The sequence below is a fragment of the Neotamlana sedimentorum genome (genome assembly GCF_000943565.1).
In the GTDB taxonomy this organism is placed as follows: domain Bacteria; phylum Bacteroidota; class Bacteroidia; order Flavobacteriales; family Flavobacteriaceae; genus Neotamlana; species Neotamlana sedimentorum.
The window spans coordinates 466033-491772 of record NZ_JTDW01000001.1 but is presented as its reverse complement, the minus strand read 5'-3'; the positions used below and the strand labels follow the sequence as shown (position 1 = coordinate 491772).

The window sequence follows — 25740 nt, the reverse complement described above, 5'->3', positions numbered from 1 at the left end:
AAATATTAAATTAATAAAAAAAATATTACTTTTTAAAGGTTTAACAATTTTGAATAAAAAACCATGAAATTTGGTTTAATATTCTACAAAATAAGAGAGATTAAACTCACAAAAAAGATTTAATTACGTTTTGAAGAGTTTCTTTCAATTAAATTAGCTTTAAGCACTATGGTTTCACCTGTTTCAGGAATTTGTTTGTTTTCAATATAACTTAAAATTAACTTCGCTGCTGTTTTTCCTATTTGCATACCTGATTGGTCGATAGTTGATAGCGCTGGCTCAATAACCGTAGATATTGGTTCGTTACTAAATCCAACGATAGCAATATCTTCTGGAATCTTTAATTGACATTCCTTTATACATTTTATGGCTCCAATAGCAGCCATATCATTTGCAGAAAACACAGCATCTACCTTATCATTCTTATTCAAAATACTTTGCATGCTTTTAAAACCATCTTCTTCCATCAATCGTGTAACAATTATATTATCTTTTTTAAATGGCAAGTTATGCTTTTTTAATGCCGCTTTATAACCAGCTAACCTGTTTTTATAAATTTCTAACTCATTTGGTCCAGAAAAATGAACAATATCTTTATTACCCTGAAAAATTAAATGCTCTGTTGCATCAAATCCGCCTTTAAAATCATCAATTAATACATTACTATTTCCTTCAACATTACAATGTCTATCAAAAAAAACTAATGGAATACCATTATTCTTTACAATGTCTAAATGCTGATAATTTAGAGTTTCCATTGAAATTGAAATTAACATCCCGTCTACACGCTTTTCTACCAAACCATTAACTATACTTTGTTCTCGTTCAAGTTGTTCTAACGACTGACAAATAATCACATTATACCCTGCTAAATATGCCGTCTCTTCTATACCTTGAATTGCCGAAGAAAAAAAATATCGCGATATTCGTGGAACAATTACACCTAAAGTATTCGTTACATTTTTACGTAAATTTGAAGCCAAAACGTTACGTTTATATCCTAATTCTTGAGCTTTTTCTAATATTTTAGTTTTAGTTTTTAAGGTAACCCTCGGGCTATTATTGAGAGCTCTAGACACCGTAGAACTGTCTATATTTAAAGCTTTTGCTATATCGTGTATGGTTGGTTTATTACTCAAAATTCAATTATAATTTCGTTTAGCGAACAACAAATATAGTAAAAATACAATCGATTGTATTTTGATAAATTTTCTTATATTTACATAATTAATTTTTTATTAAAATAATTCTATATAAATCATTAAAACTAAATAAAAATGAAAAACAATTATGAAGTAAGATATGCTGCTTCACCACAAGACGTAAAATCGTATGACACCACCCGTTTAAGAGACGAGTTTTTAATAGATAACTTAATGCGTGCAGATGAATTAAACTTAGTATATTCTCATTTTGACCGCTTTATTTCTGGAAGTGCTGTTCCTGTAAAAGAAGAATTAACGCTTGAAGCTATTGATCCTTTAAAAGCTGAATTCTTTTTAGAAAGACGCGAGCTAGGTGTTATAAATATTGGAGGTGCTGGCACCATTACTGTCGATGGCGAAGCCTACGATTTAGACAATCGTGAAGCACTTTATGTTGGCCAAGGCAATAAAAACATTGTTTTTTCAAGTAAATCTAGTAGTGAACCTGCTATGTTTTACATTAACTCTACACCGGCTCACAAAGCTTATCCAATTAAAAAAATAGGCATTAGCGATGTTGAAGTTGTGGAACTTGGTGCACCTGAAACTTGTAATGCTAGAACATTACGTAAATACATTGTAAACAGCGTTGTAGATGTTTGTCAATTACAAATGGGAATGACCGAACTAAAATCTGGAAGTGTTTGGAATACTATGCCGGCACACGTACATGATCGCAGAATGGAAGTTTACTTTTATTTCGACGTTCCAGAAGACCAAGCTGTATGCCACTTTATGGGACAACCACAAGAGACAAGACACATTTGGATGCAAAACAATCAAGCTGTAATTTCTCCAGCATGGTCAATTCACTCTGGCTCAGGAACAAGTAACTACACTTTTATTTGGGGAATGGCTGGAGAGAACCTAGACTATGGAGATATGGATCACTGTAAGGTTAACGAATTAAAATAAACAAATATGTCTGTAAACTTATTCGATTTAACAGGAAAAGTTGCCCTTGTAACTGGTGGCACACATGGCTTAGGTCAAGCTATGGCTACAGGCTTAGGAAATGCCGGTGCAACATTAGTTATTAACGGCGCATCTTCTCAAGAAAAACTAGACAAAGCGGTTGATTATTACAAATCTTTAGGTATTAAAACATATGGCTATTTATTTGATGTTACTAATGAAGAATTGGTTATTAAAAATATTGCCGCCATTGAAAAAGAAGTTGGAAACATCGATATTTTAGTAAACAATGCGGGAATTATTAAAAGAACACCGCTTGAAGATATGGAAGTTGAAGATTTTGAAGCCGTAATAAAAGTAGACTTAGTAAGCCCTTTTATAATGTCTAAACATGTTGTAAAAGGCATGATAAAGCGTAAAGAAGGTAAAATTATTAATATTTGCTCTATGATGAGTGAATTAGGCAGAAATACTGTTGGGGCTTATGCTGCTGCAAAAGGTGGTCTTAAAATGCTTACCCAAAACATGGCTACAGAATGGGCTAAACATAATATACAAACTAACGGTATTGGTCCAGGCTATTTTGCTACAAGCCAAACGGCACCAATTCGTGTAGATGGCCACCCATTTAACGAATTTATTGTTAATCGAACGCCTGCAGCGCGTTGGGGTGACCCAGACGATTTACAAGGTGCTGCTATCTTTTTAAGTTCTAAAGCTAGCGATTTTGTAAACGGACAAGTAATTTATGTTGATGGCGGAATTTTAGCTACTATTGGAAAACCTTCAAACGAAGACTAAACAAAAACTAAACATATTATGAATAAACACTTAATTATAGCTGGCGCATTTTGCGCCACTATTTTTTCTTCTTGTAATCAAAAAGAAAATATCAAATCAATTATCGTTAAAAATAATTTAGATTTTGAGCGATCGCACGAAACTGTAGAACTAACAAAATCGCTTTTAAACGTAGAAGACCTAAACACGGTTGGAATTAAAAATGCCGAAACTGGAACGTTACAAGTAACACAAACTGTAGATACCGATGGCGATGGTAACATGGACGAAATTTTATTTCAACCTAAAATTGGAGCTAATAGTGAAACTACATACCAAATTGTAACTATAACTGAAGCCGAAAAACCTAAGGCAGAAGTCCTTTGTTATTCTAGATTTGTTCCGGAACGTACCGACGATTATACTTGGGAAAACAACAAAGTAGCATTTCGTGTTTACGGACCGGTTGCTCAAAAAATGGTAGAAGATGGGGTACCAGGAGGCACATTATCTAGCGGTGTTGATGCTTGGTTAAAAAAAGTAGAATACCCAATAATTAACAATTGGTACAAAAAAAATTCTGAAAGACCTGGTGCATATCACGAACCATCTCCAGAAGGTTTGGATAATTTCCATGTAGGAAGCAGCAGAGGTGTAGGTGGTATTGCTGTAAAAGAGGATACTATATATCATATTTCAAAAAACTATACGAAGTGGAAAACAATAACCACAGGACCTATTAGAACCAGTTTTTATTTAGAATATGAAACTTGGCAAGCTGGAAATAAAAGTATCAAAGAGTCTAAAATAATTAGTTTAGATTTAGGGAATAACTTATCTAAATTCACCACATTTATTGAAGGAACAGATTTAATCTCAGCAGGCCTTACATTACATGAAAAAGATGGTGAAGTAACAGGTAATACAGAACGTGGATGGCTAAGCTATTGGGAACCTCATGGTGATTCTGAAATTGGATTAGCTATTGTAGCACCAGAACATACTTTTATAGATTTCGAAACTTATGATACAGAAGCAAAAGACTTAAGTAATGCTTATGCCCACCTAAAAGTACACAATAATAAAGTTGTTTACTATGCTGGGTTTGGCTGGAAAGAATCAGGACAATTTACAAATAGTAAGGATTGGGAAGATTACTTAGATAAATTTTCACAACAAATAAATACACCTCTAGAAGTAAGTTTAAAAAATTAAAAAAAGAGTTTAACAAAAAAAAGCACTTAAAAACAATCCTGTTTTATAAGTGCTTTTTAACTAACTAACTCAAATACTTATTTTAATGCTAATTCGCTTAAGTTATTAGCGTTTATTTTTTTTAATCTTAACAAGGCTTCCATATAATAATAGTCGGCATAAATAATTGGCACGTCTATTTCGGAATTTTTAGGGTAATGTCCGGTTGAATGTAATAGTAAAGCCTGATTTTTATCTCCACTTAAATAGTTTGAAGACGACAATTCTTCAACATAACCTTTAGCCGCATTAAAATATTTTTCCTTTTTGTTTTCATCTTGTATTAATTGTGATAATTCAAACATACCACAAGCTGCTACAGCTGCTGCAGAAGCATCTTTTGGTGACTTAGGGATATTTGGATCATCGAAATCCCAATAAGGAATTTTATCTTCTGGTAAACGATTCATATAATGATTAGCCAATTTTTCAGCAGTATCTAAAAAGGCTTGTTCTCCAGTTTCTCTAAAAGCTACAGAAAACCCATAAATACCCCAACCTTGACCTCTAGCCCACATCGACTCGTGTGCATAACCTTGGTGTGTATAACCTCTTAAAAACTTACCTGTTTCTTCATCAAAAGATCCCACATGATAAACCGCGCTATCTTTTCTAACAATATGATTCATGGTTTTTTCGGCATGACTTTTTGCAATATCATAAAGCCCTTTGTTTTCACCATTTTTAGCAGCCCAAAATAAAAGCTCTAAATTCATCATATTATCAATAATTGTATTGTATTTAAATTTATGCTTTTGGCTAGGCCAAGATAAAATAGTACCAACCTTTGGATTATATAAAGTCGCCAAAGTATCGGCAGCTGCCAATAAAATATCTTTATAAGCCTCATTTTTCGTTAACCTATAACCATTACCATAACTACAGTACATCATAAATCCAATATCATGGTTATCGGCTGGAGTAAATGCAATTGGTTTTAATGGATCTGTAAATCGTTCTGCTTGCTTTTTTATTTCTTCGTTATTCGATGCTTCGTAAGCATACCATAATGTACCAGGCCAAAATCCACTACACCAATCTGTATAACTAACAAATCCCCAATTCGTATTTTCTCCTTTAATGTTTCTTGGTAAACTATCTGCATGAGCCAATCCTTTTGAAACCTCTTCTAGCTTTGCAACATTTTTTTGCAAAACATCTTCAAGTTTAAAGGTAGTTTCTTCCGTTGTGGTTACAGCTTCTTTTTTTGTAGAATTACAAGACAGCATCATTAAAAATGCTAATACTAAGGATGACTTAATTATATTCATATTTACTTCGGTTTTCGATAATACAATGTTATAAATAAGCCTTATTATTAGTGTTAAATTATTATCCATAAGCTATAAATTATGGTTCATTTATCGTAATCCGTGTGTTTTTAATACAACTTTACCACATCTACTCAATTTTCTTAAAAAATTCATCATTTTGAATAATTCCTAAATACTAGTAGTGTAAATTATTATAATCACAATTCGGAACCGTAATTTTTATAAATACAAAAACAAATTAGTACACCAATTTACACGTAAATGCATCATAATTTATACTAGTTAGGCTATAATTGAAAATTAACCTCATAAAATCTAGCTAATATTGTTATAAATAAAACATGACCTAACTTCTAACTTAAAAAGTAAGATTAAAAGAAACTAATAAAACAAATAATTCTATGACTAAAAAAATTCAAATTTGGGCTTTTTGCAAAAATCCAATCGTGCTTTTTGGTATTTTAAGCCTCATTGTTTGCGCGCTTTCAAATAAAGCCTATGCAAACCCAGACCCTACAAGCACACAAAACAAAACAATTACAGGAACCGTAGTTAGTGCAGACGATTCACTCGGCATTCCTGGTGTTAATGTTTTGGTTAAAGGCACCTCAAATGGTGTTGTTACAGATTTTGACGGTAATTATAGTATTACCGTAAATTCAAACCAAGCTGTTTTAGTGTTTTCTTATATTGGATATGAAACAAAGGAGGTTGTTGTGGGCAACCAATCAACCATTAATATAAGCTTGAATGCAGACATTGCGGCTTTAGATGAAGTAGTAGTTGTAGGTTATGGTACTCAGAAAAAAGAAACCTTAACCGGATCTGTAGAACAAGTTAAAGCTGAAGCTTTTGAAGACTTAGCTGTTGGTAGTCCTGCTCTTGCATTACAAGGAAGAACACCAGGGTTAGTAGTTACGCGTACATCATCTAGACCAGGTGACGAGAACATTAACTTCTTAATTCGCGGTGCTTCATCTATTAATGGTATTGCTCCACTTGTTGTAATTGATGGTGTTCCAGCAATTAACTCGCAGTCGTTTAACGACATGAACCCTAACGATATTGAAAGTATTAGTGTTTTAAAAGGTGGATCGGCATCGGTTTATGGTTCTAGAGCCGCTGGTGGTGTTATTTTAGTTACCACAAAAAAAGGAAAAGGAAATATAAAGGTTGAAGCTAGTACGATTTTAAGAATGGGAACTATTGGTATTAGACCTCCTTCTCCTACTATGACGGAATATGGACAGTTATATTTAGCTGCAGTAGATGAAGATATTGCTTCGGGCAAACCACCTCGTTATTTTTTCTGGAGCGACCGCGAAACTGTACAACGTATAGCAAATGGAGAAGAAGGCTATTACGACCTGCCTATTAATGGTAGAATTTGGTTAGGCGAAGGTAACCGTTTCGATGAAATGTTTGGAAACTCTTACTCTAGCCAACACAACTTAAGTGTTTCTGGTGGAACCGAAAAAAGTAGTTCCGTATTTCTGCTGGCTACGACCAAAATGTTGGTGGTTTAAAAGTTGCAGAAGACAGTGCAGATCGTTATAACTTTTCTATTAATTACGCAACAGATATTAGCGACCGTTTACGTTTAACTACAAATGTGTCGTATTTTAGTAATAAATTTTCTGGTCCTGCTGCTGGTTTAGCAAGAGAAGCTGCCACTTGGGACGCACCTTTATTTCCAACTTATAACCCAGATGGACAATATTATGCAAACTTTGGTGGTGTAAACATTACTGGAGATAGAAACGCAATAGCTCAGGTAAAAGATGCTGGTCGTGAAAATAAAACTACCGAGCAATTAAAAGTATTTGCACAAGCAACTTACAAATTAACCGACCACTTAGACCTTTCAGGATCGTATGCATTTAATAAGCAACATTCCGAATGGCAACAATATTTAGTATCGGTACCACTTTATAGTTGGGATGGTGGTTTTTCTAACAATATTAATAACACCTCTTCTATTTCAGAAGGTACAGGCCCAGATAATTCAGATGGCAACGTAACTTATAAAAATTACAAAGCCACTTTAAACTATAATAACTCTTTTGGAGACCATAATATTTCTGGATTAGTTGCTGTTGAAGCAGAAAAAAATGAAAGCAACGAATATTTTATAAGAAGAAATGGTTTTGTTGACTATGGCGTTTACGATATTCATTTAGGTGCAACCGACCAGCAAATCACAACTTCTGGAGGTGGAGATACTTGGGGATTCTTTGGATATATTGGTAGAATAAACTACGACTATAAAAATAAATATTTATTAGAATTACAAGGAAGACGCGATGGTTCTTCTAGATTCGCTGAAGGACAAAAATGGTCTAACTACGGCAGTATTTCTGGTGGTTGGGTACTTAGTTCTGAAGATTTCTTATCAGACAGCAAAATTATATCATTCTTAAAACTTCGTGGTGGTTATGGTGAACTTGGTAGTACTGCCGGAATTGGTAACTTTGGGTACCTTTCTACCGTGCAATTTGGAACCACAGTTTTTGGTCAAACAAGCGCTACACAACAAGCAACATCTAGAGCTAGTAGCCTATTTAGCGATACAACGACTTGGGAACGTATTGCAACTAGCGAAATTGGCTTAGACTTTAGATTATTTAACAGCTCCGTTTTTGGTTCGGTTGATTTATTTAGAAAAAACAACAAAGGCATGCTTGTACGAGGTATTACAACACAAGTTTTAGGTACTACAACGCCGTTTACAAACATTGGTACGTTACAAACCGATGGTTGGGAAGTAATGCTTGGCTGGAGAGGACAAATTAATGATTTTGACTTCACAATTAGTGCGAATATGAGTGATACTCGTAACGAAATTACAAGATACGACGGTGCTCAATCTATTGTAGCTGGATTAAATGATGCTGACAGTAGTGAAAACATATTAGGAAAGCCAATTAACTCTTTCTATTTATATAAAACCGATGGATATTTTGACTCACAAGCCGAAGTAGATCAATATTACGCATCTCATAATGCTGGAGGTATTTTACCTTCACAAACATCGAACGACGCTTTAAGACCTGGCGACATTAAAGTTGTAGACGTAAATGGAGATGGTGACTTAGATACTGACGATCTAGTTTACCACGGCGACAATGCCCCCCCATTATGTTTATGGTATTAATCTAGATTTAAAATACAAAAACTGGGATTTAAGCGCCTTCTTTCAAGGAACTCTAGATCATCAAATTTATAGAACCGGTTATTTTGCACAACCCTTTCAAGCCGAATGGCAAAACCAATCGAATGCCTGGTTAGGCCGTACTTGGACCGAGGATAACAGAAATGCAGAATTCCCAAGGTTAACTACACAACGTGGTTTATCTAGATGGAACTACCAATTTAAAGATCATATTTTACAAAATAACAGATACATAAGGTTAAAGTCACTAATTGTAGGATACAACATAAAAGATCTTAAAATAGGAAACACAGCAATCAACACCTGTCGTATTTATTTTTCAGGAAATGATTTATTCGAATTTACAAGCGTAAAAGATGGATATGATCCAGAATTTCAAGAAAGTTCTAACAATAGCGCCTATCCGTTTATGCGTACTTGGGCTTTAGGCTTAAAAGTGTCATTATAATTGTTACTGATATAAAATAATTTAAAAAAATATACAAATGAAAAAAATAGTATATCTCATATTACCATTTATAGCAGTATTTTTCACTGCTTGCGAAGATGAATTTATAGACCTAACACCGCCAGCTTCAATAACCGACGATGTTTATTACACAGAAGCCGAACACTTTTTAACTGGTTCTAACAGATTTTACACAAATTTATTAGGCTGGAGCGATCAAGGTATTTATTCAGACCACGGATCGGATTTAGTTGGATACGACGAATCTAGTGACATGCAAGAATACAGCCGAGGAAATACCCAAGCTGTTGAAAACGATTCATACTACTCTAATCCATATGCTGCCATTAGAGACATGAATTTATTAATTGAAAGATCTGAGTCATATAACGGTGACGGTGACATTTCAGAATATGTAGCGGCTACAAAATTTCACCGTGCTTATCAATACTTTTTATTAGTACAACGTTTTGGAGGCGTAACACTTGTAACACGTTCGTTAGATGTAGATTCTGAAGAACTTTACGCTGCTCGAAATAGCAGATACGAAGTTGTAGATCAAATATTATTAGATTTAGATGATGCCATTGCAGATTTACCTAACGAAGCAAATATAGGAGGCAACGATAAGGGAAAAATTAGCAAAGAAGCCGCTATGGCTTTTAAAGCCGATGTATTATTACATGAAGCTACTTGGATGAAATATGTTGGCACATCAACCGATGGCGATGGTATTACAGTAGGTGCTGGTAGTGCCGGCTTCGACGATTCTAAAATAACGCCTTACTTACAAGAAGTGGTTAGCTTAACTAAGCAAATCATGGATTCTAACACCTTCGAGCTATGGAATTACAACGATAGCTTAGATAATTTAAGCTCTAACTTTTTATTTAATTTAGAAGATGGAGGATCAAACCCTGCAGGCTTAGACAAATCAAGCAATAAAGAATTTATTTTCTACGGAAAATACGATTTTACCTTTAGACAAGCCGGGACTTTAGTAAGCCATGTTTACAATGGCCGTGTAAAACCAAGCAGAAAAATGATCGATTTATTTTTATGCGACGACGGCTTACCAATCGATAAATCATCACGCTTTCAAGGGTACGCCAACCCAGAAGATGAGTTTCAAAATAGAGACTTAAGAATGAGAGCTTATTTTACAGACCATAGAGATTTGGGAACGATCCCTACAATAGCGGGTAATAGCGATTTAAGATTAAGTGGAACAAATAACTTTGGATACTTTAATGCTAAATTTATGAGCTGGAAATGGGGAACAACCGAAGCTTACAGGGCTACAGAAACCGAAAGTTATGATATTCCATTTATTCGATTAGCAGAAGTTTATTTAATGTACGCAGAAGCTTTATACGAATTAAACGGAAGCTTATCTGACGCCGAGTTAAACGAATCTATTAACTTAATAAAAGAAAAAGCAGGTTTACCACCTTTAACCAATGCTTTTATTACGGCTAACAATTTAGACTTACTTACAGAAATTAGAAGAGAACGAACCATAGAACTTTATGCTGAAGGCGCTACTAGATTCAACGATTTAAAACGTTGGGGAATTGCCGAACAAGAGCTAGGACAAGCTATTTATGGCGCCGTAATTGAAGATTCTGTTTGGGAAACCGATACAGCTCTGTACGACCCATCTAAATACGGATACCCAGAAGAAAGTGCTATGACTGGAAAAGGATTAAAAAGATGTATTGTTGTACAGCCTGCATCAATAAGAAATTTCACAAGAGAAAATTACTTATTTCCTTTACCAACCTCTCAAACTGGTTTAAACGATGCTTTATTACAAAATCCGGGGTATTAACCTTTAAAATTCTTGAAGAAAAACGGCTACAAATAAAATTGTAGCCGTTTTTTTATTTTATATCCCAAATGTACATAAATTTTTACAACGTATTAAAATATTTATCAAAATTTTCTACTAGTATACCCATAATAGCCAACAAACGCTAAACATAGCGCTGGTAAAATAAACGAAGCATTAACTTCTGGAATGTAACCCATTATATTTAAATCGTTAAATCCGTCCCCACCTAAATCTAAAATGGCAGCTTGAGCTATCGGCATTAAAGCACCACCAACAATAGCCATAACTAAACCAGCAGAACCTATTTTGGCTTCATCGCCCATATCTTTTAAAGCAATACCATAAATTGTTGGAAACATTATAGACATAAATATTGAAATAGCGACCAACGAAATTAATCCTGCCATTCCTGGCAAAGCAATAGCACCTATACTGGCTAGAGCTCCACAAGTACCAAACAAAGCCAAAACTTTTGGCGGATTAACCTTTTTCATTAATCCTGTGCCAATCCATCGACCAGACAAAAACAAAATCATCGCAGCAATGTTATAATTTGTCGCGGTAATATTCCATCCCATTTCTGCATTTAAATTATCGACATACTGAAAAATGTACGTCCAACACATAATTTGAGAGCCAACACATGCAGCTTGAGCCAAAACCCCCATTAAATAATTTTTATTGGCAAATAATTTTGAAAATGAAGCCTTCAAACTCATTTTATCGGCCTCTGGTGTTTTTGGGATTTTTGTAAAAAATATTATAGCCATTATTATTAACACCAAAACACCTAAACTTAAATAAGGCACACTAATTACACCTAAATCGTTTTCCCTAATAGCTGCCAATTCTTGCGAAGACAAAGCATTGTAAGCATCGGTAGTATAATCATCCGATTGAAGTGCTCCTAACACAAAAACCTGCGCAATTATCATCCCTGTTAAAGAACCAACTGGATTAAATGCCTGAGCTAAATTTAACCGCTGCGTTGCTGTTTTTTTGTTGCCTAAAGCTAAAATTAAAGGGTTAGCCGTGGTTTCTAAAAAAGCTAAACCACAAGTAATAACCCAAAGCGACACTAAAAAATAATTATATTCTTCATATTTGGCTGCCGGATAAAATAAAAAGGCGCCAATTGCGTACAAGGTTAAACCTAATAAAATTCCTGATTTGTAACTAAATTTCCTAATGAATAAAGCTGCCGGTAAGGCCATAAAAAAATATCCGAAGTAAAAAGCAAACTGCACCAATGATGCCTGAATATTAGACAATTCTGGCATTACTTTTTTAAATGCAGAAACCATTGGGTTGGTTAAATCGTTAGCAATTCCCCAAAGCGCAAATAACGAAGTAATTACAATAAATGGAAACAATAATTCTTTACTAACTATTGGTGTTTTAGTTTGGTTGGTCATTTAGTTTAATATTTTAATTGGATGATATTTATATTATTGAAGGCAACGGCCCTGTACTATCAGAGAACGTTTCGGTAGCTACGCCTACTTTATTAAGCATGCTAACATACAGGTTAGATAATGGCACTTCTTTTTCTTTAAACTTAGTATAAGCGCCATGTTTTACGCCCAAATTATTTCCACCTGCTAAAATTAATGGACAATTACGCGCATTATGCGTAGAACTACATGCGCTTCCGTAAAGAATTAACGTATTATCTAACAAAGAACCGTGTTCATCTTTGGTGTTTTTCATTTTATCAATAAAATAAGCAAATTGTTTGGCGTACCATTGGTCTAAACGCCCCCAATCTTCCCAATGTCCTGTAGTTTTATCGTGTGAAATGCTATGATGCCCTTTAAGTTTTAAAGCAATCTTAGGGAAATTATCACCAAAGCCCATACCGTCTTCACGTGCCATCATATAAGTAATAACACGAGTCGCATCGGTTTGAAAACCTAACACCATTAAATCCATCATAGAACGCACATAATCTTCGGGCGCTGACGTTGGATCTACATCTAAATTTATTAAACTCGCATCAAATTCTTTTAAAGGAATATCTAACCATTTTTCATTTCGTTTAACCTGTGCTTCAACTTGGTTTAAAGATGTTAAATATTCATCTAACTTTTGCTTATCGTTTGCACCTAATCGCTTTTGAAGATTTTTACTATCTTCTAAAACCAAATCGACTATTTTTTTGCCTTGATGCAGACTTTTTCTTCGTTCTTGTGAAGAACCTCCACCATTTGGAGAAAAATAACGTTCGAAAATTTCGCGCTGGCGATGTTCTGAAGGAATTGGTCGTCCAGAATCGTTAAACGACAAGGTTGAAACTCTAGATTTATACCCAACGCCTCCATCGGTTGATAATGATAAAGATGGAAACCTAGTGTATCTACTTAACTTTTTTGCCGCAACCTGATCGACCGAAATACTGTTTTTATATTCGCCTCGTAAATCGCCTCCAGTAAGCCAAGTATCGCCTGCAATATGGCCTAAAACTTGTCGGCTATAAGGGTGACTCAAACCACCCATAATTGAAATATCGCTTCGGTGATTTTCTAAAGGTGATAGCGATTTTGTGAGTTTATAGTCGCTACCTTCACCACCTAACGGAAACCAATTCCATTGTTTATGATACGCACTATTTTCTGGAGGTAAACCAACCCCATTAGGAAAATATAAAAAACAAAGTCGCTTAGGTTTTTCTGGTTCAAAAAATTTAGAAACACCACTCATTGCCATACCTTCAAAATAAGGTAACATACATGCTACGCCTAAACCTTTTAAAAAGGTTCGTCGATCTAAATGCCAAGGTTTTTTACTCATTATCCAAAAATTTTATTAAACCAATTTTGTTCTTTTTTATAAAAGGCCGGACTTAAAACAATTTGTTCTATTACCGTTTGAAAACGAAAATCGTCTTCAACTACTTCTACCACTATTCTATCGATTTCTTGTTGGTCGGCAAAACTAACATCGCGCCCTAAAGCATAAGCGTACAAATGCTCAACTAACGACCTTGTGAAATCTTCTGTTTTTAATTTTAAAATATAATCTTTAATACCTTGAACGCCTTCTACCTCTGTGCCATCGGGTAATGTCGATTTCGAATCAATAGGTTTTTCTTTTGCAGTTAGATTAAACCTACCCACAGCATCGTAATTTTCGAAAACCACACCATACGGATCAATTTTTCTGTGGCAATCTAAACAAGCTGCTTTGTTACGATGTAAAAACAATTGCTCTTTTAAGGTTAAATTTTCGAAACCAGGCGTTTCAGGATCAAGCTCCGGCACATTTGGTGGTGGCGGTGGCGGTGTATCGCCAAGTATTTTTTCTTTAAGCCAAACGGCACGTTTTATGGGGTGCGCTTGCACACCATCGGAATGCCCGTTTAAAAAAGCACCCTGCGACAACAAACCACCACGATTTAAGCTATCGGCTAACATTACGGGTCTAAATTCATGACCTTTTACGCCTTCGATACCATAAAATTCGGCTAAATTTTGGTTTAGCATAGCAAAGTCGGAATCTATAAAATTTAAAATACTCATGTTGTTTTTTAAAACATGATGCATAAACTCATAAGTTTCGTTTGCCATATCCTGCTTAACAAATCGCGTATAATCGTCATATTTTTTAATGTCGGTATCCATGGCTTGATGCCTATCTAAACGTAACCATTCGTAAGTAAAAGCCTCTATCATTTTAGTGATTTTCGAGTCGTTTACCATACGCTCAATTTGCTCGCCAATGTCGTCGTGTAAATCGCCTTCTGCAGCTAAACGTGTTAAAGTTTCGTCTGGTGGAGAATTCCAAAGAAAATACGATAGTTGAGACGCCAAATAAAACTCATCTTCAACCGGATCTTCATCTTCCTTTGGCTCTGGTTCGAACAAATAAATAAAGTTTGGTGAACATAACACGGCTACTAAAACTTCCTTTACGCCATCTTCATAACGATCGAAATCATTTTTTATACTATTCCAAAAATCGAAGTAACGCTTTAATTCTTCAGGCTTTACCGATCGCCTAAACGCTTTTTCCATAAAACGATTTAGCACTTCCTTCGTGTAAACTGCTTTATTTTCTTTATTTGGTGAATCGAAAAATATATTAGTATGACTTTCTGGTGGCCAAACCGGATGATAAGGCGCTTCAAACTCAATAGATTTTATGAGTAACGGCGGTCCTGTTTGGCTATTTTCTTTAACTAAATGATTATTCCAAAGACCTACCGTAAGCATGTTTGCTAAATCGCCACTTACTTGGTTTCCTGCCAATGGAATTGGTAAATTTTCTAATCGGCCTTTAAATTCAAAAGTTTGGGTTTTACCAAAAGGTGCAGTAACATCAACACATTTATCAAAAATTTTATAATCCATCCCATCGTCTGTTCTTGTACCTGCAAAGGCTTGAATTGATGGATTTACAGCTTCATATTTTAAGCTGTTTTGTTTCGCTTCTGCCGCTAGCATTTTAGGCAATGGATCGTTTTCTTGTAAAGGCGTAATTACAATATCGCTAAAACCTACAAAAAACTTACCACCAATATATCCGGTATGTTTTCCTTCGGATAAATACGCCAAAGTTACTGGTGTTACCACTTGTTTTTCGCTAGCTAAAGCTTCATCCATGTACAAACGTTTACTAATGCGGCCAGCCTTCTTTTTACCCAACAAACTAATTTGATAAGACGGCATAGCATCATCTGAAGCATACGGATGCACTAAATCTATTTGATAAAACCCAGATTTTGGAATAACGTACGAGAAGTTTGCTCGCACATTATCGGCTACATTATCTGGCATTAAATAGGTTTTATTTTTTATTAATCCTTTTGGTCTTTTAATTTTTTTAGCTGAAATATGAATAGCTTCCGTCGAGGCTTTTGCTGGTTTATTTTCACGTAAATCGATTAATTTTTCGGTGGAAGCTAAAAAATAACCACGAGAAGCTTCTACCCTAAACACAAAATCGCCCGTTCTTGGAAAATCTTCTTTTACCAACAATTTTAAATTTGGAGATGGCCCTTGCCACGATTTTGGAGCTTTTTCTGTAGCAGGTAACGCAGCGTTTAAAAGCATCCCTTCTTTTACAACACTGTAACGGTTACTTGCCGAACCGCGCATTCCTAATCCTATTTTGTTTTTGGTTGCTTTTATTGAATCTTTTTCAGCTTTAGAATTACCTTGAATAGGTTTGCCGTATTCATCTAAAATATCAATTAAAAAATCGGTGTTATTTACAGATGCTGTTTGATAGCCGCCATACTCGGCACCAACTTTACCAGCGCTACTATTTTTACCAATAGTAACTTTATAACGTTTAGCTTCTGGCTTTTCGCCAAAAAAAATGGCTTTATCTAGTGCTTCTCTTGCAATTTTTTGATAATAATCGATGTGCAATGCTGAGGTTTGTAAAATATTACCGTTGTTGGTAAAACCCATTTTCGATTTTCCATCGTCTGGCAATACATCACCAAAATTAACATGCACACCCAATAATTCATTTAATGAATTGGTGTATTGTTTTTTGGTTAAACGACGCATTACACCTTTATTCTCGGTTTGTTTTGCAATAGCCGCGTGTTCTAAATTTTCGGTCATCCAATCGACTACCAAACGGCGTTCTTCGGTGGTTAATTGCGGCTTATCTTCTGGAGGCATTTCTCCAGAATTTATCATATCTAAGGCAGAATGCCACCCTTCGGCATCAGGTCCATTTACCATGTCCCAATGTAACACATCTATACGCACACCGCCTTTTTCCTTTTCTTCGCCATGGCAACTATAACAATGTTTTTCCATGACTGGTTTTACATTGTTTTTAAAATAAATAGCATCTTCGGAAGTTGAATCTATGCCTTTTATGGCTAAATAATTTTCTGCATCATTAACACCTAAAACCGATTTTAAGGGCTGTGGCATGTACTTGGTTAAATAATTAGAACCATGTGTTAAATTACCTCCAAAATGTCCCGCAAGCGACAACAGTACAACATTTACAAACAATGCCACTTTATAAATTTTACTGACGTTTTTAGTCGACTTTTTACGACGTAAAACCAACAACCAAACGCAAATTACGGCCGTAAACCAACCTAACCATTGATGCTTGCTAAGCGCATCATCATTATAATTCCCGCTAGAAGCTAAAAGCAAACCAAATATTACTGTTGGAATAAAACTTAAAACCGAAAACCAAAGTAGAATATTACATGCTGCATCTAAATGTAATTCTGGTTGTTTGGCATTAATAATTTCCATGAAAAACAAAACGACTAGTGCGCCTATAGGCAAATGCAATATTAAAGGATGAAATCGTCCTAAAAAGAAAAGAAAATTATTATCGCCATTTCCAGACAAAGGCACAAGTACCAATACCAGTAAAATGACTGTGATAATAACTGCTATTTTTAATGTTTTTTTCATTTAGTTTTATTCGGCTTATAGTGAAAACAATTTTATTAAAGAAAAACCTAATTCATATGGTTTTATTACTCAGAAACATGGACATATAATTCATTACCAAATTACTTTCATACTTCCTTTTACAGGTAAACTAAAAGTTTCAATATATAATGCACCTCATGCTATTGCTATAAAGGTGATTTTTTTGGAAACTTTAGATTACTCTATCTAATAAAAAAATATATTTTTAAAGTATTAACTTGAGCAATTAAGTCTTGCAGGGAATAGTTTGATTTTCCATTGGTTTAGTTTGTTGGTTTTATTCGAAATTATTTTCGAAATGGTGGTAAAATGGTTTGTAACAAATATGTTATAAAATATGATGCCAATCAACTACAAATTTTACAAAATATAATACTTTATTTGCTTACAACACTTACAACAAGGCCGATTATAATAACCATATTATCTTTTTATCTTTTGCTGAATAGAATAAAAAGATTGAATTCACCTATTTTATTTCAATTTCATCAATTAGAATCATTTTGTCAGAAAGCACTTTCAACTCAACATTATTCGCTCCTCGATTTAGTTGTATAGGGATAGTAATAATATACCAATCATCAGCTTTATTTAAATGATTTCCTAGCTGTAATTTTTCCTCAACAATTTTATTATTTGCCGTTACTTTTATAAACGTAGTATCATTTTTTGAAGCCTTATACCTAATCGATAAATCAACTACACCTTCTGCGCCATCGTTTTCTAGATACCAAGAAATTGCTGCTCCTTTTTCGTTTAAAGTAACATAACCAGAGCCATTAAAACCCTTAATTTTATTTTGAATTATGCCTTTAACAATGGTAGCGTTTTCTGCCTGCTCGCCTGTTGAACTTTCGTTGACGGTTGATGCATTCCAAGTAAAACCTTCATTTCGTCCAAATTTTTCTTCTAAAACCTGAATAGGTTTACCGTTTAAAACAATTAAAGCTTTAACTGTAGTTTCTAAATCTATTTTAAAACTTCCTGTATACGGAATCGCGTTAGTTGTTGGCGTTTCTCCATTTAAAGTATAGAAAATTTCGATTTTCGGTTGGATTGGTTCTCCTCTTAAATTTAAAATTTGCGAATTGATACTTATCAAATTTGAGGTGATTAGTTTTTTTTCACCAAGAATACAACTAGCCAAAATATTAATACTACCGTAAGCATCTGTACTTTCAATATAAGCGCGAGTTAAACCATAAAAAGCCTTACGGTGATTTGGACCAACATGAGATTCAACATCAATAGGGCTTCCATTGTCTAAAGCTTTAATTTTTCCATGTCCTAAAACATTAAAATATGTTCTGTTTTCTCCGTAAGGATACATGGTGCCATCTTCATCTGTAGTAGTTACACGCACTTGAACCATATCATTTGCTTTATTCTGAAACGGTTCTCCATCAACGGATAACTTAATTTTTGATGGCCGATTGGCAGTTTTTACAATAGATTCACTAACAGCCTTCCCATTTTTATACCCAACCGCCTTTAAGGTTCCTGGTTGCCATTTTACCATCCATTGGCATTGCATGCTATTCCATGTTTTACCTGGTTTAAGCTTTCCGAGAGACGTTTCATTAAAAAACAGCTCGACTTCATCGCAGTTGGAATAAACCCAAACCGGAATTTCTGTACCTAGCGGCACTTTTGGATGTGTCCAGTGCGGTAGTACATGAACCATTGGCTTTGAAGTCCATTGACTTTGATAGAGATAATACAAATCTTTTTCGAAATTTGCCAAATCTATCGCGCCACCCATAAAGGCTTTGAATGGCCAACCGCCGTGAACGTAGCCAGCTTCTCCAATATAGTCATAACCTGTCCATCGGAATGAGCCCGCATAGGCAGGAATGTCTCTAAGTTGCGCAATATTTAATCGAGAAGACACCCTAACTGTGGCATTATCGTAACTAGAATTAAAAATTTGCTTTCGGTTTTTTCTTTTTGAAGCATCAACCCAATCGTGAGTAAACACTTCGTTTTTAGTTAAATCTGGCAACTCGTAAGGTCTTTGATTTTTGTTAGGAAACCCATCTCGAAACCATGTTTTTGTTCTATAATACCCACGCACTTGCCATGTATGCGTGTTTTCGGTTCCAATAAACACCTTTCCTTGTTGTTTCTCTTCAAGTTTTTCTAAAAAACCTTGTTTTTCACTACTTCCATTAACACCCAAAACATCCATAAACTCAGAACCAGAATGCCCCGAGGTTACTGGTCTTGTCGGATCTAATAAATGACATGTTTCAACTAACTGTTTTCCTATTGCTCCTCCAGTTTCGTTGCCTACACTGTAAATTACTATTGATGGATGATTCCTGTCGCGTTTAATCCAGTCAGTTAAATCTTGTTTCCACCAGGTATTAAAGTAATGTGCGCCATAATCATTTTTAGCTTTTTTCTTCCAGCCATCGAAAATTTCATCCATCACCAGCATTCCCAATTCATCACAAATATTGTAAAATTGTGGTGTTTGTGGGTTATGTGCTGTTCGAATAGCATTTACTCCCATATTTTTTAACTGCTGAATTCTAAAACGAATAATTTTATCGGGAACCGCTGCTCCTAAAGCCCCAGCATCTTGATGATTACAAACGCCTTGAAGTTTTACGTTTTCACCGTTTAACCACATGCCCGTTTCTGGTTTCCACTCTATATCTCGAACTCCAAATTTAATTTGTTCAACATCCAGCACACTTTTTTTACTAACCCATTCGGTTTTTAAAGTATACAAATATGGTGTTTGCGGCGACCATTTATTTGGGTTTTTAATAATTAATTCTTGTTGATATTTGGTGGACTTTTTAAGTTGTACTTTAGTTTTAGTGCTAGCTACAGTTTCCCCATTTTTATCGATAACAGAAATTTTTAAAACAGCATTTTTGAGCTTTTTAGTTTTATCGTACAACTCACCATTTACAAAAACCTGATTGCCTTTTGTTTTTATAAAAGTGCTGTTTTTTGCAATATGAGTTTTGTTTTTAACCTGTATCCAAGTATGTGCATAAATACCACTGCCAGTATACCAACGTGCCGATGGTTGTTTTTCATTATCTACCCGAACTGCAAAAGTTATAGTTTCTGATTTTTGAGCAATTTCGCTAATATCATAACCAAAAGATATCCAACCATAAGGTCGAAAACCTAATTTTTCACCATTGGCCCAAACGATACTATTCATAAAAACACCATCAAAAGCTAATTCAATGTGTTTTCCTTTCCAGGTTTCGGGCACTTTTATGGTTTTTCGGTACCACCCAATGCCAGCGGGTAAATATCCACATTGCGCACCCATGGGATGGTTTTCGCTATATTCGCCCTCAATACTCCAGTCGTGAGGTAAATTTAAAGTTCGCCAAGAATCATCATTAAAACCGCTCGCTTGAGCACCAGAAATATCTTCTTGAATAAATTTCCAATCTGAATCAAAATTAATAGTTTCTCTTTGCGAAAAGGCATACTTCGGTACAGCGCTAACTAGTACGCAAAGTGCAATTAGTAATTTATAAGGCATTGAAGTGAATCCGTTTAAAATTAGTGTGCTGTTTTTTCGACCATATTTTAGTTTTCCCCTAAACCTCTCTTTAGTTTTTAACAGGCTTTATTTTATAAGCGTAAGACATCTCTTTAGCCTTCACTCGAAATTCTTCATGAGCCAAAGCTTTAACGCTCCAACTGTTGTCACCACCAATTCCTGTTTGTTCGTAATCGATATTTATGTTTACAAAATCGCGTTTTACAATATCGGTTGTGTGGCGTTGCTGTTTTTCTTTACCGGCATCAAAATCACTGTTGTATTGATGGTGTGCACTAAACCCAAGCAACTGCAACCCTTCAATTTTAATACCATAACCTTGATTGTTTGTAAAACTCACCCAACGCACATCGGTTTTATAACCGTTTTCTTGCGGACGGATATACGGAAAATACAAATCTTCGACTTTAGCTTCGTAATGCCCAACTAAGGCTGCGGTATTTCTATCATTATAATTTTCAAATGGGCCACGACCAAACCACGTTACGTTATCGTAATCGTTTTTAATAATAAAATTATCTCCAAACCTTGGTAAATGTGGTAAATCGGCATTTATGCCTTTCAACTTATTGGTTACAATAATTTCACCTGAAGGCTGAATATTATAAAGTATCGCTACTTGCCCGTTAACAGACGATAAATCGAAAATAGTTTCAACTTGAACAGCGACCTTAACTTTTTTAGATTTTGAAATTTCTTTTGTTCCATTAATTATTTTTACTTGAGCCAAAGGATGATTATCGGTTGCTTTTTTCCAAGCTGCTAATTTTTCTGGTGATTTCGCACCAAAATCATTATCGGTTACTGGTCGCCAAAAATTAGGCGCAACACCTTCAACTAACACATTACCGTTGCCATAATTTAAGGCTGTTATTTTTCCGGTTGATTTATTTAATTTAAGTTGAAAATTTTCATTTGAAATAGTTGCAATTTCACCACTAAAAGACACTTCTATTTTATCCTTAGACGGAAGGACTTCAGCATTAAAAATTGATGGCTTTAACTGAAACTGCTCGAATGCTACCACGTGATTTTTTGGCATTAAATTGGTTTCAATTTGATTTAGCGCATAAATATTTAAATGATATTCGGCATTTTGATTTAATAACTCAGGTAAATCGATATTTACTTTTGTCGATTGATAAGGTTCAAGGTTTATGCTTGGTAATTTACCATTAGATATTTCCTCGCCATTTTTCAATAACGACCAAGTAAATTGATACGTTTTTAAATTTGTAAAATCATATTTATTGGTAATTTCAATTTCACCTTTGCTTAAATCTGAAGCCTTAAATTTAATATACTGATATACTTTTTTAACTTCAAACAATGCAGGATGCGGCGTTCTGTCTGGATTTACAATACCATTTAAGCAAAAGTTTTTATCGTTTTGTAAATCGTATCCGCCTAAATCGCCACCATAAGCCCAATATGCTTCGCCCTTATCGTTTTTTGTTAAAACACCTTGGTCTACCCAATCCCAAATAAAGCCACCTTGCATAATGTCGTACTGCTCTATAACATCCCAGTACTTTTGTAAATTACCGACACTATTCCCCATGGCATGAGCGTATTCGCATTGAATAAGTGGTCTTGTTGGATTATTTTCGGCATATTTTATCATGCGCTCTATTGTCCAATACATAGGTGCTTGAATATCTGTATTCGCGTAATTAGTTGCGCCTTCGTACTGTGTTGGTCGAGTGGCATCTTGCGCCTTTAACCATTTATAAGTTGCAAAGAAATTTTCGCCATTTCCGGCCTCATTTCCTAAAGACCAAGTTACAATACACGGAAAGTTTTTATCGCGTTCGTACATTCTCACCGTTCGGTCGAGGTGCATTTCTTTCCATTCTGGCAAATACGCCGGATGAATTTTTTGCGCTTTAAAATTTTTATCTAAACCTTGGTTCGTGGTACCTAAACCGTGGGTTTCAATGTTCGCTTCGTCTATAACATAAAACCCATATTTATCGCACATTCTATAAAAATGGGGATCTTTCGGGTAGTGACTGCAACGAATAGCATTGAGATTGTTTTGCTTCATAACTTGCAAATCGAGTAGAGTTAAAGCTTCAGAAACTGTGTGCCCTTCCGTATCGCTATGATCGTGCAGGTTAGCTCCTTTTAACAAAACCGGTTTACCGTTAATTAAAAACTGATTGTTTTCAATTTTAATATTTCTAAATCCTACTTTTATAGAGGTCGCTTCAATAGTTGTTCCTTTACTATCCTTTAAATCGATTAACAAAGTGTACAAATTGGGCTGTTCTGCGTTCCAGGTTTTTACATTTTCAACTACTTTAGAAAATTCAACTTCATTTTTACCTTTGTTTAATTTGATATCTTTCGCGACTGTATACACCTCATTTTCACCATCCATTAATTTCAATTCAATCGTTCTGCCTGTCGTTCTTTTTGAATTGTTATCAATTTGCAATTTGGCATTAAAAACACCATCGGAGTAATCGTTTTGTAAATCGGAAACTACTCTAAAATCACGAAGCGTAACTTTATTTGCAGCATACACGTACACATCACGCTCTATACCGCTTAATCGCCAAAAATCCTGATCTTCCATATAACTAGAGTCCGACCAACGCAATACTTGCAATGCAACCGTATTTTTTCCTGGTTTTACAACATCTGTTATTTTAAATTCGGCTGGTGTTTTACTGCCTTCGTTATAACCAATAAACTCACCGTTTACCCAAACGTAAGTGGCGCCGCTTACTCCTGCAAAATGCAAATAAATATCCTTAGCACTCCAGTTTTCTGGTATTTCGAAATCTCTTTTATAACTTCCTACATTGTTAATATTATGTGGTATAAATGGCGGATTTGCAGGAAACATATAATGCCTATTGGTATACACCGGCATACCAAAACCTTGCATTTCCCAGTTCGATGGCACGTCTATTTTATCCCATCCTTTTAGGCTAAATTCGTTTTTATAAAAATCTGTTGGACGTGCAGACATACTATCTGCATAATAAAAATGCCAAATACCGTTTAATGATTTGTACAATTCTGATTGGTTCCAAGAATCGTTTTTTAAAGCATCGCCAACATTGGTATATCGGTAAAACGATGCCGTAGGTGCTTCCCTATTAATTTGAAAAATTTCAGGGTTTTCCCATTCGGGATTTTCCCATTTTTCGGCTAAATAGGTTGGTTTTTCTTGGGCTATTCCGGCAAATACAACCAGATTAACAAACAACAGCGAAAAGATTAATTTATTCATTTTATGTTTATTTAGTTTAATATATTGGCTTCTTATTTAGGTTTTAATCACTTTCTATAACACAGGTTATCAATGATTTCCTGGGCATTAAAAAGGTGTTTTTAGTTGAGATTTCTTTTATAAATCTTAAATTATCTTGTGGCGATTTTGTTGTTAAATACAGCTTCATTTTTTTAAACGACTTGGGCATTCCTGAAAGGGCAACTACTTTGTCTTCATTTAACTGATTAGTAAATACCAAAACCATTTTATCTCTAGATTTAGATTGATAAGCAGAACACAACAAACCATTAATTTTTTCCTGTTCTGGCACTTCTGAAGCGTAATCTGCACCAATCCTAATCATTCCAGATTCAATAAATCTTGAATAATGCCCCAATGCCCATAACAATTTAGATTCGAAAATCTCACCTCCATTTTTATTCTTATCGATGTAAATTAAACCATCTTTATAGTTGTACGGGCTAACCGCTAACCACCAATGCCAAAACGTTGCATTAGCAATAGTTAAATCGGCATGCAATACTCTAGCCATATACAACGCCGGAGTAATTCCTAAATCACGACCTTTGCCTTTAATTTCTTCATTATTTTCAAGCAAGGTATATTCACTCATCCCGTATTCGAGCGCTGTATTGGTTTCTTGAATTTTTTGAGCCAATAATTTTCTAGTTTTTATTAACCGCTCGGTAGGCCAAGTACTAAAATAACTATGCCCTACCACTTTTTTGGCTACATGACTTAAATTGCCTAGATAATTTATTGATGACGGATTAAAAAAATTATGGATTTGGTCTCCTCTATTTTCATCCTTAAAATTATTATATAAATAATTGATTTGTCCTGCTTCGGTAAGCTCTATTTTAGTTTCCAAATCATTTTTATTTAATGAATCGTTTAATATTTTGGTCATTGCCGCTATTTCATCATTATTCCACGGCGATCCTTCTTGATTGCAGCATTGCCATTTCCATTGCGGTTCGTTAAACGGACTAATATAATTTAGGTTAACACCTGCATATTCTTTTATGCCTTGAATAACCTTGATAAGAAAATGAGCGTATTTTGAATAATTTTCACTACTAATATTAGCTGATAACCCATCTGCTGAAAAAGCTTTATGGTTTCGCGTTAAATACACAGGCGGACTATTTACAAACCCTACAAAGCTATTTACTCCCATTTTTTGCACCTGTTTTAAAAACCAAACTTGTCCGGATTGCGCATTCCAATTGTAATTACCAACCAAATCTAAAAAACCCTCCGTACGTCGCCATTGGTTTTTAATACCACTGGCCTTTCCTTGCTCTAAACTGCCTGCACCAATATTAAATCGCCAAGCGCTAAGAGCTATTCCTTTTGGACTACCGTCTTTTTTTAATGCTTTACTAAAAAGTAAATCCACAATCTGTTTTTTAGAAGTTTCTGGCCAATTTTTCCCAACAAACTGAGTAGACCAAGCATCGGATGCTCCAAAATCATAAATGGTTTGATAAGTTTTAGAAGTATCAATTTTAACTTGAACCAGATTTTTTTTCCCAAATTCATCATTATTACCATCCCATAAATTGGTCGCGTTTTCCTGTGCGATTCCCAATGAAAAAACACTAATAATGATAAATAAAGAATAAAAAAACTTGATCATTTTTATTATTAA

The 25740-nt window shown here is 34.8% G+C and carries 15 protein-coding genes; 7 read left to right on the top strand and 8 right to left on the bottom strand.

What is annotated here, in order from left to right; all coding sequences use genetic code 11:
- Positions 1-119: 119 nt before the first annotated feature.
- Entirely contained in the window at positions 120-1139 is a 1020-nt protein-coding gene (locus PW52_RS02025) for a LacI family DNA-binding transcriptional regulator (protein WP_044631226.1), read from the bottom strand.
- Between the two features lie 138 nt (positions 1140-1277).
- On the opposite strand from PW52_RS02025, the gene kduI reads away from it, so the two are divergent.
- Genes kduI through PW52_RS02010 form a run of 3 tightly spaced genes read left to right on the top strand, consistent with a single transcriptional unit; the run spans position 1278 to position 4115 of the window.
- The gene (gene kduI, locus PW52_RS02020; protein WP_044631225.1) at positions 1278-2120 is read left to right on the top strand and encodes a 5-dehydro-4-deoxy-D-glucuronate isomerase; all 843 of its coding nucleotides are present in this window, start codon (positions 1278-1280) and stop codon (positions 2118-2120) included.
- Between the two features lie 6 nt (positions 2121-2126).
- The gene (locus PW52_RS02015) at positions 2127-2921 is read left to right on the top strand and encodes a gluconate 5-dehydrogenase (RefSeq protein ID WP_044631224.1); all 795 of its coding nucleotides are present in this window, start codon (positions 2127-2129) and stop codon (positions 2919-2921) included.
- An 18-nt stretch (positions 2922-2939) separates the two neighbouring features.
- Complete coding sequence (locus tag PW52_RS02010; RefSeq protein ID WP_044631223.1) at positions 2940-4115, top strand: DUF4861 family protein; 1176 nt, start codon at positions 2940-2942, stop codon at positions 4113-4115.
- A gap of 77 nt (positions 4116-4192) precedes the next feature.
- Here the strand turns inward: PW52_RS02010 and PW52_RS02005 are convergent, their stop codons facing one another.
- The gene (locus PW52_RS02005) at positions 4193-5494 is read right to left on the bottom strand and encodes a glycoside hydrolase family 88 protein (protein WP_205618112.1); all 1302 of its coding nucleotides are present in this window, start codon (positions 5492-5494) and stop codon (positions 4193-4195) included.
- A gap of 335 nt (positions 5495-5829) precedes the next feature.
- Here PW52_RS02005 and PW52_RS16995 point away from each other — a divergent pair, with 335 nt between their 5' ends.
- The 4 genes from PW52_RS16995 to PW52_RS01995 all read left to right on the top strand — a co-directional run bounded on the left by PW52_RS16995 (position 5830) and on the right by PW52_RS01995 (position 10879).
- Positions 5830-6954, top strand: a complete 1125-nt coding sequence (locus PW52_RS16995; RefSeq protein ID WP_052823326.1) for a TonB-dependent receptor plug domain-containing protein — start codon at positions 5830-5832, stop codon at positions 6952-6954.
- 86 nt (positions 6955-7040) lie between these two features.
- Positions 7041-8582, top strand: coding sequence for a SusC/RagA family TonB-linked outer membrane protein (locus PW52_RS16990; RefSeq protein WP_052823325.1), 1542 nt, complete (start codon positions 7041-7043; stop codon positions 8580-8582).
- Positions 8554-9048 (top strand): hypothetical protein, encoded by a 495-nt coding sequence (locus tag PW52_RS16985; protein ID WP_052823324.1) that lies wholly within the window; start codon positions 8554-8556, stop codon positions 9046-9048. Before PW52_RS16990 ends, PW52_RS16985 begins: the two co-directional genes overlap by 29 nt.
- Positions 9049-9085: 37 nt before the next feature.
- Positions 9086-10879, top strand: coding sequence for a RagB/SusD family nutrient uptake outer membrane protein (locus PW52_RS01995; RefSeq protein WP_044631222.1), 1794 nt, complete (start codon positions 9086-9088; stop codon positions 10877-10879).
- Positions 10880-10983: 104 nt separating this feature from the next.
- On the opposite strand, the gene fucP is transcribed toward PW52_RS01995, so the two are convergent.
- From fucP to PW52_RS01965, 6 genes are all read right to left on the bottom strand, one after another.
- Positions 10984-12297 (bottom strand): L-fucose:H+ symporter permease, encoded by a 1314-nt coding sequence (gene fucP, locus PW52_RS01990; RefSeq protein ID WP_044631221.1) that lies wholly within the window; start codon positions 12295-12297, stop codon positions 10984-10986.
- 28 nt (positions 12298-12325) lie between these two features.
- A complete protein-coding gene (locus PW52_RS01985) occupies positions 12326-13672 on the bottom strand; it encodes a DUF1552 domain-containing protein (protein WP_044631220.1) in 1347 nt (448 codons plus the stop codon).
- Entirely contained in the window at positions 13672-17280 is a 3609-nt protein-coding gene (locus tag PW52_RS01980; RefSeq protein WP_044631219.1) for a DUF1592 domain-containing protein, read from the bottom strand. Before PW52_RS01980 ends, PW52_RS01985 begins: the two co-directional genes overlap by 1 nt.
- A 490-nt stretch (positions 17281-17770) precedes the next feature.
- On the bottom strand, positions 17771-20818 hold the full coding sequence (locus PW52_RS01975) for a glycoside hydrolase family 2 TIM barrel-domain containing protein (RefSeq protein WP_044631218.1): 3048 nt from the start codon (positions 20816-20818) through the stop codon (positions 17771-17773).
- Between the two features lie 70 nt (positions 20819-20888).
- Complete coding sequence (locus PW52_RS01970; RefSeq protein WP_044631217.1) at positions 20889-24083, bottom strand: glycoside hydrolase family 2 TIM barrel-domain containing protein; 3195 nt, start codon at positions 24081-24083, stop codon at positions 20889-20891.
- A 43-nt stretch (positions 24084-24126) separates the two neighbouring features.
- Positions 24127-25680: a glycoside hydrolase gene (locus tag PW52_RS01965; protein ID WP_165586742.1), complete on the bottom strand. Its 1554-nt coding sequence runs from the start codon at positions 25678-25680 to the stop codon at positions 24127-24129.
- Positions 25681-25740: the final 60 nt, after the last annotated feature.